The organism is Cyanobacteria bacterium FACHB-DQ100 (assembly GCA_014695195.1).
Classification (GTDB): Bacteria; Cyanobacteriota; Cyanobacteriia; order Leptolyngbyales; family Leptolyngbyaceae; genus Leptolyngbya.
In genome coordinates, this window is sequence record JACJNW010000023.1 from 237,143 (window position 1) to 253,190 (window position 16,048).

At 48.5% G+C, this 16,048-nt stretch carries 16 protein-coding genes and 1 pseudogene; 4 read left to right on the forward strand and 13 right to left on the reverse strand.

Going from position 1 to position 16,048, the window contains the following annotated elements:
* Positions 1–85: 85 nt before the first annotated feature.
* From H6F51_09200 to H6F51_09215, 4 genes are all read right to left on the reverse strand, one after another.
* The gene (locus H6F51_09200) at positions 86–1,579 is read right to left on the reverse strand and encodes an AAA family ATPase (protein ID MBD1822673.1); all 1,494 of its coding nucleotides are present in this window, start codon (positions 1,577–1,579) and stop codon (positions 86–88) included.
* A gap of 86 nt (positions 1,580–1,665) precedes the next feature.
* On the reverse strand, positions 1,666–1,962 hold the full coding sequence (rplY, locus tag H6F51_09205) for a 50S ribosomal protein L25 (protein ID MBD1822674.1): 297 nt from the start codon (positions 1,960–1,962) through the stop codon (positions 1,666–1,668).
* An 18-nt stretch (positions 1,963–1,980) separates the two neighbouring features.
* The gene (locus tag H6F51_09210; GenBank protein MBD1822675.1) at positions 1,981–3,321 is read right to left on the reverse strand and encodes an adenylosuccinate synthase; all 1,341 of its coding nucleotides are present in this window, start codon (positions 3,319–3,321) and stop codon (positions 1,981–1,983) included.
* Positions 3,322–3,478: 157 nt separating this feature from the next.
* Positions 3,479–3,919: a P pilus assembly/Cpx signaling pathway, periplasmic inhibitor/zinc-resistance associated protein gene (locus H6F51_09215; GenBank protein ID MBD1822676.1), complete on the reverse strand. Its 441-nt coding sequence runs from the start codon at positions 3,917–3,919 to the stop codon at positions 3,479–3,481.
* 249 nt (positions 3,920–4,168) lie between these two features.
* Here H6F51_09215 and H6F51_09220 point away from each other — a divergent pair, with 249 nt between their 5' ends.
* Positions 4,169–4,984 (forward strand): mechanosensitive ion channel family protein, encoded by an 816-nt coding sequence (locus tag H6F51_09220; protein ID MBD1822677.1) that lies wholly within the window; start codon positions 4,169–4,171, stop codon positions 4,982–4,984.
* 25 nt (positions 4,985–5,009) lie between these two features.
* Here H6F51_09220 and H6F51_09225 read toward each other — a convergent pair whose 3' ends face one another.
* The 3 genes from H6F51_09225 to H6F51_09235 form a co-directional block, all read right to left on the reverse strand.
* Positions 5,010–5,486: a cyclic nucleotide-binding domain-containing protein gene (locus H6F51_09225; protein ID MBD1822678.1), complete on the reverse strand. Its 477-nt coding sequence runs from the start codon at positions 5,484–5,486 to the stop codon at positions 5,010–5,012.
* Positions 5,487–5,510: 24 nt separating this feature from the next.
* Positions 5,511–8,546, reverse strand: a complete 3,036-nt coding sequence (locus tag H6F51_09230; GenBank protein ID MBD1822679.1) for a HEAT repeat domain-containing protein — start codon at positions 8,544–8,546, stop codon at positions 5,511–5,513.
* Positions 8,547–8,725: 179 nt separating this feature from the next.
* Entirely contained in the window at positions 8,726–9,259 is a 534-nt protein-coding gene (locus tag H6F51_09235; protein MBD1822680.1) for a translation initiation factor IF-3, read from the reverse strand.
* Between the two features lie 207 nt (positions 9,260–9,466).
* On the opposite strand from H6F51_09235, the gene H6F51_09240 reads away from it, so the two are divergent.
* The 3 genes from H6F51_09240 to H6F51_09250 are packed head-to-tail and all read left to right on the forward strand — an operon-like array spanning position 9,467 to position 11,684.
* Positions 9,467–10,378, forward strand: a complete 912-nt coding sequence (locus H6F51_09240) for an alpha/beta fold hydrolase (protein ID MBD1822681.1) — start codon at positions 9,467–9,469, stop codon at positions 10,376–10,378.
* Positions 10,375–10,947, forward strand: a complete 573-nt coding sequence (locus H6F51_09245) for a hypothetical protein (GenBank protein MBD1822682.1) — start codon at positions 10,375–10,377, stop codon at positions 10,945–10,947. The genes H6F51_09240 and H6F51_09245 overlap by 4 nt, the downstream gene beginning before the upstream one ends.
* The gene (locus H6F51_09250; protein MBD1822683.1) at positions 10,947–11,684 is read left to right on the forward strand and encodes an ATP-binding cassette domain-containing protein; all 738 of its coding nucleotides are present in this window, start codon (positions 10,947–10,949) and stop codon (positions 11,682–11,684) included. The genes H6F51_09245 and H6F51_09250 overlap by 1 nt, the downstream gene beginning before the upstream one ends.
* Positions 11,685–11,934: 250 nt before the next feature.
* Here the strand turns inward: H6F51_09250 and H6F51_09255 are convergent.
* The 6 genes and pseudogenes from H6F51_09255 to H6F51_09280 form a co-directional block, all read right to left on the reverse strand.
* Positions 11,935–12,213, reverse strand: a pseudogene (locus H6F51_09255) (helix-hairpin-helix domain-containing protein).
* A 182-nt stretch (positions 12,214–12,395) separates the two neighbouring features.
* Complete coding sequence (locus H6F51_09260) at positions 12,396–12,653, reverse strand: TIGR03643 family protein (GenBank protein ID MBD1822684.1); 258 nt, start codon at positions 12,651–12,653, stop codon at positions 12,396–12,398.
* A gap of 5 nt (positions 12,654–12,658) precedes the next feature.
* Positions 12,659–13,252, reverse strand: coding sequence for a Uma2 family endonuclease (locus H6F51_09265; GenBank protein MBD1822685.1), 594 nt, complete (start codon positions 13,250–13,252; stop codon positions 12,659–12,661).
* Positions 13,253–13,265: 13 nt separating this feature from the next.
* Positions 13,266–13,895 (reverse strand): Uma2 family endonuclease, encoded by a 630-nt coding sequence (locus H6F51_09270; GenBank protein MBD1822686.1) that lies wholly within the window; start codon positions 13,893–13,895, stop codon positions 13,266–13,268.
* 5 nt (positions 13,896–13,900) lie between these two features.
* Positions 13,901–15,211 (reverse strand): aminopeptidase P N-terminal domain-containing protein, encoded by a 1,311-nt coding sequence (locus tag H6F51_09275; GenBank protein MBD1822687.1) that lies wholly within the window; start codon positions 15,209–15,211, stop codon positions 13,901–13,903.
* 88 nt (positions 15,212–15,299) lie between these two features.
* Positions 15,300–16,013 carry a WecB/TagA/CpsF family glycosyltransferase gene (locus tag H6F51_09280; protein MBD1822688.1) on the reverse strand — a complete coding sequence of 238 codons (714 nt, stop codon included), beginning with the start codon at positions 16,011–16,013 and terminating at the stop codon, positions 15,300–15,302.
* Positions 16,014–16,048 lie beyond the last annotated feature (35 nt).

The window sequence follows — 16,048 nt, forward strand, 5'->3', positions numbered from 1 at the left end:
AAAGAACGCTATTTGAACTAGAAGAAAGCCTTGGAGTAGTTTCAAGTATAGAGGCAAAACCAGTTCTGCCTCCATAACAGTTGACTTAGCTCACTGTTTTGACCAAGGGCATCTCAGTCTCAGTAAATGCTTCAAAGGATTGTTGAGCCAAGACACCGAGATTCGCATCAGAAATATCTCCTTGACGCTGCGCAATCCGATCGCGCAACACCTCTTCCGGGGCTTCACAGTAAAGAATCTCGATCTCAATTCCCTTTGCTTGTGCTTGCTCGATTACCGGAGCGCGTAAGGATTGACGATCGTATTTCGCATCCAGAATCACGGTGTACCCTTGAGATGCCAAAGTGATGCCCAAATTCAGGAGACGATCGTAAGTCTTTTGCGTCATTTCAGCACTGTAAAGCGAATCACCGCCTTTTTCATCTAACCCAATGCCACCTAAATGTTTACGCACCGCATCAGAGCGAATTTGAATGGCTCCTGATTCTCGCGCCAGTTTCGATGCGATCGTGCTTTTGCCTGATCCCGATAGTCCCGACATCAAAATGAGCTTGCCTTGTTTGGGTTTGGTATATTCCCAAGACAAGCGATAGTAGCGGCTTGCAGTCTCTTTCGACTCTGCCTTAACAGACTCCGGAACACTCGGATCGCTCAGCAAAAACGATGTCACCTTTGCCCGCACATAAGACTGACGGCTGTTGTAAAGCGGCAGAACTTGTAAGCCTTCCCAGTCGCCCGATTGCTCAAGATAAGCATTCAAAAATAGATTGCTCAGATCAGAGCGATTTCGAGCATCAAAATCCATGATGATGTAAGCAATGTCGAACATCGTATCGACAAAGCGGAACGGCTCATTAAACTCAATGCAATCGAACAGTAAAATCTTGTTGTTCCAGAAGCAAATATTTCTCAAGTGAACATCACCGTGACATTCACGAATGAATTGATGCTCAACCCGACTCTTAAACAAAGCTTCATTCTCAGCAAATAGCTTATCGGTGTAAGCTTTTGTTTGATCGAATTGTTCTTGAGTTTGAGCAACACCAATGTATCCGACGGTTTGTTCATAGTTCTCGTCGATCGCTTGTCGAATCTGCGATACTTCCCCAAAGCTCAGAATGTAGTCGTTCGTTGGTGCGGACTTGTGGAACGCTGCCAAAACTTTTGCTAGATCAATCAAATGCTGTTCGGTGAGTTCGCCGCGATCGTACATTTCACTCAGCAATGCCTCCTGCGGAAACTGTTGCATCTTTACGACATAATCAACAGCCTCACCGTCTCCGCCCAAAATGAACTTCTCGCCCACCTGCGTAACGGGCAATACACCTAGATACAATTCTGCCGCGCCGCGCTGATTTAACCGCAACTCTTCATCACAAAAATGTTTGCGTTTCTCCAGCGTGGAATAGTCCAAGAAGCCAAAATTCACAGGCTTTTTCAGCTTATAAACATAGTCCCCGGTGAGAAAGACATAAGAAACGTGGGTCTGTACAAGCTCGATCGTATCCTTCACCGGATGGTCATAGATTGTCGGATCAAGCAGTGCTTCAACAATCGGCGGAAGAGTCGTAGTCGTCATAATTCCATTCACTAAAAAAGCCAGGGATCTCTCCCTAGCTTTATATACCTTAGATTCGTCGGCAAGCCGCAACGACAAATCTTTGACTAATCTTTTTGAGCAAAGAAGCTGATGTGATAGAGCGAACCTTTCCACGGATGGGTTTGTACTTCGCGCATCACAGTCTTACCATTCCAGGACAATTCTGGAATGCTCACTTCTACAACCGACTTATTCGGTGCAGCATCCCGGACTAAGAAGCCCGCAGCTTTCGCATCGACGACGAGCTGAATGGACTCGACTCCATTGTGACCGTACAAAGTTGCAGGAATTCTGCCATCGCGACGCAGCGCATTCGGCTTGCTTCCTTCGGGACGTTTTTGAGCTTCGATCGAGAACGGCATAATTTAACCTAAAAGTAACTAAACGTTAGCAGGCTGAGGCGTTTCGTTGGTGTACAAAAGCGCTCGTTTGGGTCCGTGGATGGGATCTTCAACAATAATGGTTTGATCGCGTTTGGCTCCCAGAGAAACGATCGCGATCGGTACATCCATTAATTCTGCCAAAAACTTGAGATAATCAAGCGCTTCTTTTGGCAAGTCGTCGAGCGATCGACAGTCTTCGGTCGATCGCTTCCATCCGGGAAGGGTTTCGTAAATCGGCTTGCATTGAGCAAACAAGCGCGAATTACTGGGAAAATCTTCGCAGCGCTGCCCATCGATTTCGTAGGCAACACATACTTTGATTTCGTCCATTGCGTCTAAGACATCCAGCTTCGTAATCGCTAGACAATCTAGACCATTGATGCGAACGGCGTACCGTCCAATCACTGCATCAAACCAGCCACAGCGCCGTTGTCGTCCAGTCGTCGTGCCGAATTCAGCACCGCGATCGCACAGCAACGCGCCCATTTCTTCGTGCAGTTCGGTGGGGAATGGGCCTTCACCCACGCGAGTCGTATACGCTTTCGCCACTCCGATGACGCGATCAATCACGGTTGGGCCAATCCCCGTTCCAACACACGCACCGCCCGATACCGGATTCGAGGAGGTCACATACGGGTAAGTGCCATGATCAAGATCCAGTAACGTTCCTTGAGCGCCTTCAAATAGCACATTGCGCTTGCGGCGAATCGCATCGTAGATCTTCAGAGAACTATCGACGACATGAGGGCGCAACCGTTCTGCATAGCCCATGTACTCGGTGAAAACCTCTTCGGCATTCAACGGGGGCAGATTGTAGAGCTTTTCGAGAATGAGGTTCTTTTGTGCGATCGTCCATTCCAGTTGCTCACGGAACCCTTCCGGATTCATCAAGTCAATCACTCGAACGCCTACCCGCTCCGACTTATCGGCGTAGGTTGGACCAATTCCGCGCCCAGTCGTACCAATTTTGTGATTGCCGCGCTGCTCTTCTGCAGCTTTATCGATTAAACGGTGATACGGCATCGTCACATGCGCCGTTTCAGAAATCAGCAAATTCTTCGTCGTAATGCCGAGCGCTTCGATTTGATCGAGTTCTTCGATCAAAACCTTCGGATCAATGACGGTTCCACAACCGATAATACACTCGGTATCCGGGTACAGAATTCCAGACGGAATGAGGTGAAGCTTGAAGGTCTGATCCTTGACAACGACCGTATGCCCAGCATTAACACCGCCTTGATAGCGTACAACGACATCCGCCGATTTGCTCAACAGATCGGTAATTTTGCCTTTACCTTCATCGCCCCACTGGGCACCTATTACAACTACGTTAGCCAAGGGATTTCAGGAGTCTAAAGTTTTCAACAAACTCCCATTATCATCACTTGGGGGTACTTGTGTCAATCGATCGTTTCAGGAGAACTTTGCCAATTACAAAAAGAAAAGGCATCTAATTCAGATGCCCTCGATGAACTCTTAAGATGATGAGCTTGGACTATGCCCCTGGACGAACTCCGCGCTGTTGGCGCTGGCTGCGTCTCTGTTGCATCAGGTCGCGCTGCTCTTGCGTCAACACTTCGCGCTCCATACGCTCCTTAGCTGCCCGCATCCGGCTCCGAATCTCGGTTTTTTGCTGGTCAGAAAGATTCAGCGATCGCCAGGATACTCTTTCGTTGCGCTGCTTTGCCGCATTGTACTGATCGCGCTGGGCTTGCGTCAGCACTTCCCGAACGATGCCATCGCGGACTTGATCTCGAATCGCTTTTGCTTGCTGCTTCTGAGCATCCGTGAGATTGAGTTTGTTCGCTCGATCGCGTTTGGGTTGTTGCTGGGTTTGCTGTGATAACAAGCCAGAAGGACGAGCCTGAACCGCAAAGGGAGTTGCGACCATCAAAAGCGCGATCGCACCGGGGAGGATCAGTGAGAATTTTTTCATCATTTCTGTAGAAAAGTGAACAGTTGAAAGCCAACGAATCAGCTTCACTCCTTAGACTGAAGGGCGATCGTAAAGGTTCAACCTGATACCAATTTGATGGGTGAACGGTGTACTTGAATTGAGCGTTGCGAAATTTCTGGTCGTGGCGTGATCAGTCGTGTCGCCGCGATCGCGGTACACTGATCCCCTTCAGGACTGCTTCCATTTCTCATGTATTAATCTAGCGAGGACAACAAAGAAGGAGTTTCTATGCTATTCGTCAGCGCTCAGGCAGCAACTGCAATTAACGAAAACATTAATCAGTTATTCCTGCAACGCAATCTGATCAATTTAGCGCTTCAGGTTCTCCCGAAGCTGGCTTGGGCGATCGTGATTCTTCTATTCACGCGCTGGACAGTGAATCTAATTAGACCGATCGGATTTCGCTTGCTGAAGTATGCAGAACCGACGCTGCAAAAATTCTTGATTCAAGTGGCAGGAATTTTAGTGTGGATGGCAGGCGGTGTCGCGGCACTCAACGCAGTCGGACTGCAAACGACCACGATCGTTGCTGTAATTGGTGCGGCAGGTCTAGCGATCGGTCTAGCGCTGCAAAATAGCCTGTCTCACTTTGCCGCAGGCGTGATGCTAGTGAGTTTCCGACCGTTTGAAGTCGGAGATGCGATCGAAGGCGCAGGAGTCTCTGGAACTGTGGATAATATTGGGCTGTTTTCGACCACGATCGTGGCTGCGGACAATGTTCGCATCACCGTTCCCAACAGTAATTTATTTAGCGGAACGCTGAAAAACAATACCATCATGGGCACTCGACGAGTCGATTTGCACATTGATATTGGCAAACGCGACATCGAATCCACCATTACGCACTTACTGTCTTTGGTGCAACCGCATCCGCTCGTTTTGCGAGAACCAAGGCCCACTTGCCATGTAGAATCGATTACACCAGAAAGCACGATTCTGTATCTGCGTCCCTGGTGTGCAGCTAATCATCATGAACAAGTGAAATCGGAAATTTTGCAGCTTGCAAAAGAAGCGCTCGACTCTACTGAATCTTCACTCTACTGAATCTTCACTCTACTGAATCTTCACTCTACTGAATCTTCGTAATCGGCTCGCCTTTGAGCGTCCGGATTTCTTGATCTCGCACTTCGATTTCTTTGTTCATGTCTCGCACCCGATTCGAGAGAATTTTGATCAGATTCAGGGCAATTCCGGGCGTTTCATCCACTGCTTCATAAAGCTGCTGCTGAGTGAGCACCAAACATTCACACGGCTCGATCGCGGTCACTGAAGCCGATCGGGGAGCAGAATCAAACAGCGACATCTCTCCAAAAAAATCGCCGCGCTTGCAAAATGTCAAATCTCGGCTACCGTTATGCACCCGGACAACTCCTTTGGAAATCACATACATCGATCGACCTTCTTGACCTTCGATCAGAATAGTTTCCCGCACCGCATACGATCGTTCTTCCATAATCGATGCCAACCGCACCAGAAAATCGTCCCGCAGTTCCTTAAAGATGGGAACGCCTCGTACTAGCAGCAATCGCTCAAAACTGTTCAGCATCGCTCACGTTTTCTCACACAACAACTAGATCACCCTGAGATTCGGATGTCGGGGAACCACCCGCGAAATTTCTTCGGGTAGGATAATCTCCGACTCCTGCATCATCTGTTTTACCTGCTTTGCCACGATCGGATCGCGCTCATTTTGGAATCCTTGTAAAACTCGCCCTAACTGTTGCGGATATTGCTCTGCAACATAGCTCAATACCGCTTCTCGCACATATCCTCTGGGATGCCGCAAACTGGATCGAATCGCATCTGGATTAAGATTCTTCCAGCGTGCCCGCCTAGATAAATGAAAGCAGCAGGCGAGTGCCCAATCTGAGATAAAATGCCGCAGTTCGAGCAAATGATTCAGCCGTGCATCGGGCTGCATCGGGGTGTAGGGTACAAGACTCGATAAACTTTGCAGCTTATCCATCGGTAATTCTCGATCGAGTACCCCCAGTAGTGCTCTCTTACTAGCAATGTCGAGCGTACTATCGAGAATTTCTAAGCCTTGAGCGATCGCTGCACGAGAATCAGACTGGAAGTTGAATTCTGCCACTCGAATCGAGCCGATCGGATAAAGAAACTTCATCAGCAGAAACAATCGCTCGATGCTGTCTTTCGGCAAAATTTCCAGGGCGGCTCTGAGCAGTTTCGTCTCTTCGCAGCGCACTCGGTCTTCAATCAGATCCATTAATGCGGCATAGATTTGCCCCATAAACATTAACTCTTGTTCGATCAGTTCCTCGATTCCCGCTCTGCCTAAACGCTCTGCAACCGCTTCGATGCCGCGTTCGTTTGGTACTTTTAGGAGAATCCGCAGCAGTAAGCGTCGTGTGGTTCCCCAAGAAGTCACCAAGCGGGAAATTAGAAGATCGATCGCTTCGGGTGTGCCAATTTGACCGATCGCGCTAAAAGCTTCACTCCGAACGAGCGGCGGACGTTCTACATCATCGGCAAGTCGAATCAGCCTGGGTAATGCCTCATCACCGAGACGAACCAGCGCTGATTTTGCGGCTGGGCGCGTCGGACGACAATACAACCCGCTGAGCAAATAGCGGTAAAACTCCTCGGATCGAGTCGCTGCGATCGCTTCGAGCGTGGCAGATTTCACTTCGATCGAGGGATCTTTTAACAGTCTTGGAATATAAGGTTTGAGCCAGAGCCGCAATCCTTGCAAATGCACTACGCCGCCTAATGCTCGACAACCGATTACCCGTTCTTGCATCTGTTTGTGTGTTAACAGTGCCTGTAACACATAGGTTGCCTCTGCTTTTTCCGACATCGTACCCTGACGCAGAATCAACGATGCAGCCGTAGCGCGAACGATCGAGGGCTGACTTGGCTTGAGATAATGCCGCAGTTCACTAAAAGCAGTCGTCTCTCCGGTCGTCCAGATATATTCTAGGGCGACTGCCATGACTTCTGGTTCAGGACGTTGAGAGCAGAGCGACTTGACTGGATTTAAGAAGGCTGGATTGGGATGATTCAGCATGACTTCGATGCTTCTGTGCTGCAATTCGGGAGTGAGCTTTAACAGCAATGGCGCAAGCACTTCCGCCGCATTCTTACCGTCGATTTGGCTCAAGAATTCAATACAGGCGCGTTTATCTTCATCGGCTCCGGGGGTTTCCAGGGTTTCGATCGTCTTTTGCCGCAGCGCTTTCATATCTACGTCTGAGGTACTCAGTTGCCCCCGTCCCGCATTCAGCACTAAGAGATTGAGATACTCTTTTTTGAGTAAAACGATCGTCGCAAGCCAGCCGAGTGCAAACAGAATCATCAACCCCAAATTCAAGTTCTGCTCTGCAACTCCGATTCCATTTGCCCCCACTCTCCCCAGTCCCAACAGAACCAGCCCGGTGATCGCGGTTGAAATGGGTTCAGCAATGCCGCGCACTTTTGCCTGTTCTCGGTTTCTCAGGTGATCCGGCACTGAGTAAAACAAAAACGGCACACTGCCACTCAGCAAAGTGTAGTGCAGCAACTCATAGAAAAACCGCATTGCTAGAACGCTCAGAAATACTGAAGACATTCCCGCGATCGACACTCCGGTAAATGCAATTACGATCATCGGCAGCAACATCAGCGATCGGAATACTCCCATGCGATCGAGAATGCGGCTCGAAAATAACCACTGCATCGCCAACTCACAAATTCCCAATGAGCCATTAAAGATTCCCAAAAATCCGGCAACCTCACCACCGCCGAGCTGCACCGAAGCTCCAGAATGGCGACCTAGTTGAGTCAGAAACTGAAATTCAACCAGCAGCAAGAAGACTTGAGCCAGCGCAAAGAAAATCTGCAACAGCCGCATATATCGCCGCGTCTGTCCTCGCAGTCGCGTTGTAGAATGCTCCGCGATCGGCTCTTCCCGTTTGCGTCGCCCTTCTGGAAACGACTGTTGATAAGTGTGGCTCAGACCGCAGAGAATGATTACGCCAACGACCATAAATGCGAAAGCAATCAGCAACACTTGTGAAACCGCTGTGTCTCGTGCAAACAATCCCAACACAAACGGCAGCGAGAATCCGCCCACAACATCTGCGACCAAAATTCCGCTGCTAATCAGCGGATAGGTGCGCTTAATTTCCCGAATGTTGAAGAGCTGATTTGCGGTAATCGAGGCATTGAGATCATTGAGAACATGGCTGGCTTCAAGCCAAAGCTGCATGGCAAAGACGGTTACTTGCAGCGCGTAGAACTGTCCGATCGTGTTTCCAAACGCACCGCTTAAACCGAGTGAAAAAATCGGCAATGGAGACGCGAGCAGCAGGGCGATCGCCACAATCACCATTCTCAAGGGTAAGTAGCGCTGAAGCTCAGAATACAGCCATCCCAAGCCAATCTTAATCACCGCACTCACGATATAGATTAAGGGTAAGTTCGCGGCTCCGAACTGTGCGAGAAACATCTCAACCGAACAGGCTTCGAGCCACATCAACCCCGTTGACGTGAAGGTATAGAAGGCGAACATCCAAAACGTTCGATTGCCTTCACCAGAGCGAAGATTAATCCAGCGGAGAAAGGGATGTTCTCCGACTCTCTTGGAAGCTTGATTTGTCGAAGCCATATGGGGTGTCCGGTTAAGTCATGCACAGGATTCCTCTGATCTCGGAATCCTTTCTAAGATGCCCAAGATGCGATCGAAGATATTGTGTGCAACCCCCAAAACACGCAAAAGGGACAGCGAGAAATCATCCCGTTGTCCCAGTCATTTGGCTTAAAAGTTGGGGAGGATTTCTCTACTCCCTACTTCTTCGGTGCCAGCAGCATCATCATATTCCGCCCTTCTTTCTTCGGCGCTTGTTGCACTTCAGCAATTTCCTGGAGGTCGGTCGCCATTCGTTTTAGCAGAGTCTCCGCAAGATCACTGTGCTGAATTTCTCGCCCTCGGAACATGATCGTCGCTTTGACTTTATCGCCAGCTTTGAGGAAGCGTTCGGCTTGGGTGATTCGCACGTTGTAATCGTGTTCCTCAATCTTGTACCGCATTTTGACTTCCTTCACGTCTACGGTATGCTGCTTTTTCTTCGCTTCTTTGGCTTTCTTTTCCTGCTCGAATTTGTGCTTACCGTAGTCGATAATTTTGACGACAGGGGGATCAGCCTTGTCGCTCACAAGTACGAGGTCGAGTTCCTTTTCGTCTGCCATCGTTTGTGCTTCACGCGAGGTCATAATCCCTAGCTGAGAGCCATCTGCATCGATCACACGAACTTTGGGAAATCGAATTCGCTCGTTGATTACGGGCATATCTCGATTGGGTCTTTTTTCTATCACAAGCACCTGTTGAATAATGTGAATAAGGGCGACACGATTCGATCGATGAAATTAGCTCGATCGAGGGGTCGAACTGAGAGTTTGTATTCGCCATTCTACTCAGTCTGGGGAAATTTCTCTCTAGTTTGTTACGTAAATTCTAAAGCAGGAATCAAAAATCCGGGGTTCGGGCATCCGATTAAAATAGATTAACAGAGTGATATCGGTGAAATTGTGGTAGATGCTTTACCTTGGCGGCAGCGGATTGGGAGTCAGCGCGATTGGATCTGGCGCGGATGGCAAACCCGATATACTTATCAGCGATCGCAAAAATCAGAAAGTTCGCCGCCGTTGCTGCTGATTCATGGATTCGGAGCTTCGATCGGGCATTGGCGGCATAATGTCTCGGTGTTAAGCCAGCATCATACGGTGTATGCCTTGGATTTGTTGGGGTTCGGGGCTTCGGAGAAAGCGATCGCGCCTTACAATGTGGCGCTGTGGATCGAACAAGTGCATGATTTTTGGCTAACCTTTGTGGGGGAGCCTGTGGTGTTAATTGGGAATTCGATCGGGTCTTCGGTGTGTTTGGCGGTGGCGAAGGCGTATCCCGAAATGGTGAGAGGGGTGGTGATGCTGAATCTGCCAGATTCTTCGGTGCTGGATTCGCCGGAATGGGCGGGAGCGCTGGTGAAAGTGTTTCGTCCGATCGCAGCCGTGGGTAAGAGTATTTTCACGTTTCCACTGATTTTTAATCCGTTCTTTCGCGTGTTGCGGAGTTCGCGCTTGATTCGGCTGTGGGCGCGGCAGGCGTATGCGAGTTCCGACGGAATTACCGATGAACTGGTGGAAATTTTATCAATTCCGGCGCGTGATCCCCGTGCGGTCAAGGCGTTGCGATCAATGGTGACAACTCCAAAGATTACGGACTATCGGGCGCGATCGATTTTGCCGACGATGACGATTCCAATGCTGTTGTTTTGGGGCAAGCAGGATAAGTTTGTGCCGCCGAGTCTGGCTGCATTTTGTGTCAAACTCAATCAAAAGCTGGAACTGGTTGAGATTGAAAATGCGGGTCATTGTCCGCACGATGAACAACCGGAAATCGTAAATCGTAAGATTCTGAGTTGGATTGGTGAAATTGCATGACTTCTGAAACGTCCACAACTGAAACGCCCTCAACTGATGTTTTTCGGATTTCGCCGTTGATTCGATTGACGTTGCTCAGTTTGTATATTGCATTAACAACTCCGCTTCCTGTGCTGGCTGAAACCACCGATGCTCCGGTTCCAAGTGGATGGCTATGGGCGGGAATTGCGATCGGCTTTATTGCATTATTTGGTGCATTGAGTGAGCGCGTGATCTTGGATGCAGACGGAATTCAAGTGACTTATCCTGCTTGGGTTCCGAAGGTCTTTCGCAAAGGGTGGCAGTTGCCTTGGTCAGAAGTCAAAGCGCTGAAGCCACGATCGACTGGACAAGGCGGATTGGTTTATTACTTTCTAAGTAAATCCGGTGAAGGATATCTATTGCCAATGCGCGCGGCTGGATTTACGCGATTAGTGAATCGCGTCCAAGCGGAAACAGGCATTGATACTACTGATGTGAAACCGTTGTCGCAACCGTGGATGTATTTGATTCTGTTAGGATTCACGTTCTTGTTGTTGCTGATTGATGCTTGGACAGTTTCGACAGCAATCTCGCTTGGAAAAATCTGATGTTGATACGGTTAGATCAAGTCAGCTTCGCTCCAAGCAGAATCACGCAGAAAGGAACTTCAATTGCAGGAAGTGAGATTCTGCGAAATGTTTCGTTTACGGTGAACAAAAGCGATCGGATTGCGATCGTTGGGGCTTCGGGTTCTGGTAAAACCACATTGCTGAGATTGATCAATCGATTAGCAGAACCAAGTGCAGGATTGATTCAGTTTGAAGGCAACCGTTATCAGGACATTCCGGTATTACAGTTACGGCAGCAGATCCTGTTTGTTGCACAAGAGCCGAAGCTACTCGGAATGACAGTGAGAGAAGCATTGAGCTATCCGCTAAAACTGAGAAATGTTAGAGAGATTGATCAGCGAATTGCTCACGCGATCGACCGCATGAGCATTCCGCGTGAATGGCTTGATCGATCTGAGTTAGAGCTTTCAACCGGAGAGCGGCAGTGGATTGCGATCGCTCGCGCTCTCATTTGTCAGCCCAAAGTATTGTTGCTCGATGAACCGATCGCAAATCTAGATGCGAATCGGAATGAAACACTGCTAAGAATTCTGACTCAAATAGAATCTACAGTTTTAGTCGTAACGCATCAGTTGGAATGGGCGGAACAGTTTAGCGATCGAGTTCTACAGTTGCAGCAGGGACAATTAATTCGAGATCAGAAGCGTGTTGATTGGCAAGCGGTTAGAAGGGAGATCGCTCAAGCAGAAGCAGAAGAAGCGGCAGAATGGGATTAATTCTGCTTTGGAGTTTGCCGCCGTGAAAACCACGATCGACCCAGCAGCGATTGAAAGTACAGGCTTCCCACCGTGAACAGAAAGACCACGTAAGCAACAGCTTGAACCAGATACAAGCGATCGGTGTATCCAAACAAAGTGCTGATACCGAATTAAACATAGAATGCGACAGATCATACTCAAAGTCCCCCATTCTGGGGGACTTAGGGGGCGAGAATCTGTCGCATCCACAAATCAATCTGGTATGAGAAATCTTATTGTTTGCGATCGCCGCTCCATATTCCGAGTTTGCCGTATCTAACAATCCATTGATCACTTGCAGCACAAATCTCGGAGATTGACGTTCAGATTCCGGTAAAGCGTTGATTGCAGCATCGATCGACTTTAGTGAAGATTGATATCCGGTGCTGATTTTCTCTGCATTTTTAGCTCCAGCTTTGACTTCATCTTGCAGCGCAATCAATGAACTCTTGAATTCAGGTACTTTACGCTCATTCAGTTGATCTTCAACATCGGCATAGATTTCCTCTCCTGTCCCTGAAATCAGTCCTAACTGAATCAATTGCCGACGGCTAAGGGCATTAAGAAAATTTGGGGTTGACATGAGGCGCTCTAGTGACTGCGATAAGCCGAGATCCAGAATTATCAATTATTTCGCAGTTTAGAGCAAGCATATTAATAATAATTCTCAATAGAACTCTGCATTTGTGCTCAAGAGCCTTTTTGATTTTGTGAGCGAAACCGCCCTTCAAGAAAATCACGCTGCTTTAAGTGTTTTGTCTTACGACCACTGACTCGCTTGCGCCACATTCTGAAGCTCGATTCCTGCATTTCCCGACGCATCAGCGCGATCGTTTGTTTTTCGCTCAGTCCGAATTGCAGTTCGATCGCCTCAAAAGGAGTGCGATCTTCCCATGCCATTTCGAGAATTCTATCGATCGTCTCACGATCTAATTCTGGTAGTTCCATTGTCCTTACTTCTGAATTGCTTGTTGAAACGTTTTGACTGCCTCAACGTGATTGACCATATTGATACAGCGTAAAAACAGTTCAAGATCGATTCCGGGAACTGCCTCGCTGTTAGTTAGTTTTTCATACCGTAGCTGATCGCCTTCACCCCGTAGATGATAAATCTCTAAAACACCATCTTCCCAAAACCAAACTTCCGCAATCTTTAAGCGTCTGTAAGCTTCTAGTTTATTGATGCCACCGCTTGTAAAAACAACCTCGATCGCTAAATCAGGATGCGCTCTTCCTGGTGCAAATTTGTACAATTCATCAGCTTCTCGCTTGACCAATCCAGATTCACTCTCCAGGGTCATCGAACCTGTAGGAGTAAAGTCGAACCCTCTCAACAATAGGTAAAGCTCCAAGAGAGCAGCAATGCGTTTTTTAACCATTTCGTGTGGTTCACCAGGCATTTGTCGAATCTCCAACGTTCCATCTAAAAAAGAAAGCCGATAGCCAGGACGATCGAGCAATTGCTCAACGGCTTTGAATTCCCGCCAGGTAAGCGCTTCAAACAGAAGTGGAGTTTGTTTCTGAGATGGAACTAAGGTGGTTGTCATAAGGCGATTACTCCTAATTTAACCATTGTCGTAAACTACGAATTGCAGCGCTAGTCGTTCGCTCCGAGGCAATTTGAACACATTCAGCAACAATCTCGAAGATAGGAGTTTCTGGAAAAAAGCGACTTCGTTCTTGTGGTATGTAAGCGTCGTTCTCTAATCCATAAATCCAAAGCTGCTTATTCTTGAACATCCACACCTCCGGCACTTTGAAAGGGAGATAATCATCCACATTGCTATAGCTAGTGACATCCATTTCAATCACCAAATCAAAGGGCGGATCAACTTGCCAGTCAATCCGATCTTTGCCGGATGAAACTTGCCAGTTATCAATGTAAAAGCAAACGTCTGGCTCAATTCCAGACGCTTCTGGTATGGTCATCGTGACAGGGGTGTAAGCATTGTATTCCTGCTCTAGATGATCCAGAATCGTTTCTACAATATTGCCTAATAAATTTGCGCCTAGTCCATGTATGGGGAGCGGTGACATCAATAGAATCTCTCCAGCTCGATACTTCATTCGAGGAATTGATTTATCTCCCCGTTGTTCGCTCAAAGTGATGTAGTCCTGCCAAGTTCCCGGAAGCCGCAGGACGGCTCCGGGTGGAAGTTCGATGCGATCGCAAGACACGAGTGCAAACATCGCTCTTATCGCTCCATTGCTTCAATTGATTTCGGAACGGCTGCCGTAAGAACTTCATTTCCGGTTTCTGTCACCAACACATCATCCTCAATCCGAATGCCAATGCCGCGCCAGCGATCGCTGACTTCGGGCTGTCCTTCTAAGGGTTGGAAGTCCGATCTGATATAAATTCCGGGTTCTACGGTCACGACTTGCCCTGACTGGAAGTTTAGCCAGTTTTCGCCAACCTTCCGCGCTCCGGCATCATGCACATCTAACCCCAACCAATGCCCAGTACCGTGCATGAAGAAGGCTTTGTATTTCTCTTCTTTGATAACTTCTTCGATCTCACCTTGCAGCAAGCCCAGGTCTAATAAGCCTTCGGTGATCACTCGAACGGCAGCATCATGAAATTGATTCCAAGGATTTCCGGGTTTGACTTGCTCGATCGCAGCCAGTTGCGCTTTCAATACCAACTCATACAAAACGCGCTGTTCTTCGGTGAACTTCTCTCCCACGGGGAAAGTCCGAGTGATATCTGAGTTGTAGTAGTTATACGAACATCCCGCATCAATTAGAAGCAATTCACCCTGTTGCATTTGGCGATCGTTCTCGGTGTAGTGCAGAATGCAGGAATTGTGACCTGAAGCGACGATCGATGGGTAAGCAATTCCCTGTCCTCCCCTAAGCCGGAAGAGATGCTCCATCTGCGCTTGAATTTCATACTCATACAGTCCAGGCTTGCGAAGCTCTAGCGCCAAATTATGAGCTTCCGCTGCAATTTCTACCGCCCGTCGCATTTCTGAAAGTTCATGTTCGCTCTTGACCAACCGCATCGGATGCAGCGTGAAGCTTGGATCTTCGATCGCAGTCGGGCCAAATCCATTCCGTTCATGTAGAGCAATACAGCGCTGCCACAAACGAATGATGCGATCGTTAAAGGCGCGATCGCGTCCAAAGTGATAATAAATTCGCTCTGCTTTAGTGACATACTGCGCCAACTTCTCATCCAATTCTGTGATCGGATAAGCTTCATCGGCTCCATACTTTTCTTTTGCCGCATCTACTCCAACTCGATAGCCCGTCCAAGTTTCTTTATCGCGATCCTTGGGTTGCACAAACAGAATAAACTTATGTTCTTCATGCCAAGGTGCAAATACCGCAACCGCATCTGCTTCGTTAAATCCGGTGAGGTAGAAAAAATCGCTGTCCTGGCGAAAATTGTATTCCACATCATTGTGCATCACCGCCAGCGGCGCACTGCGGAAAATTGCGGTTCCGTTACCGATTTTGGACATAAAGCGATCGCGTCGCTGCTTGAATTCGAGATGGAGCATGAATCTAAACTATGAAGGATACAAAGAAGGAAGGATATCCCCCTTCAGCCTTCATTCTATGCCGTTACACATCCTCGATTCGGTGCATTTATCCGCTTACGGGATTGCGCTTGGTTAGGCGATACATGACCGATCTCAAAACAAACTTTGGAAGCGCCATCATTCGCTTCCAGCGCCAGGGTTCCTGATACAGTCGATACGACCACTCTAAATGATTGTCGCAGAGCCATTGAGGAGCGCGATTTTTTGTGCCTGCCCAAACATCGAAACTGCCGCCGACTCCAACCCAAACGGAATTCGGGCAAAGATGACGATGCTGTGCGATCCATAACTCTTGGCGAGGCACACCCAACCCCACGTAGATCAAACGCGGTTGTAGCGTTTTGAGTCTGTGTAGAAACTCCATTTCGTCTTCGGGCTTGAGATAACCGTTTTGCACTCCGACGATCGAAATTCCTGGAATCTTTTGTCGCCAATTTTGCGCCGCAGTCTCAGCCACACCCGGCGCACCGCCGAAGAAGAAAATCGACCAAGGCTCTTTAAATTGGGTCGATCGCTCCAGTAAAGTCTGTGCCAGTTCAATTCCCGGAACTCGCTGGATGCGCTTGCCGTGAAGCCGTCCATACAGCACAATCCCTGATCCATCTGGAATCACCAGTTCAGCTTGATGAATTGTCCTTGCCAGTGCCGGAGTTTGCTCTGCCTGCATCGTCATCTCGGCGTTTAGCGTGATCACATGACAACCCAAACGTTGCTCGATCCGCTCACTCAGCCAGCGATCGTAGCTGCTTAATAGGTGCATCGGTAGCCCTAGGACTGGAAAGGACTGCACAGATT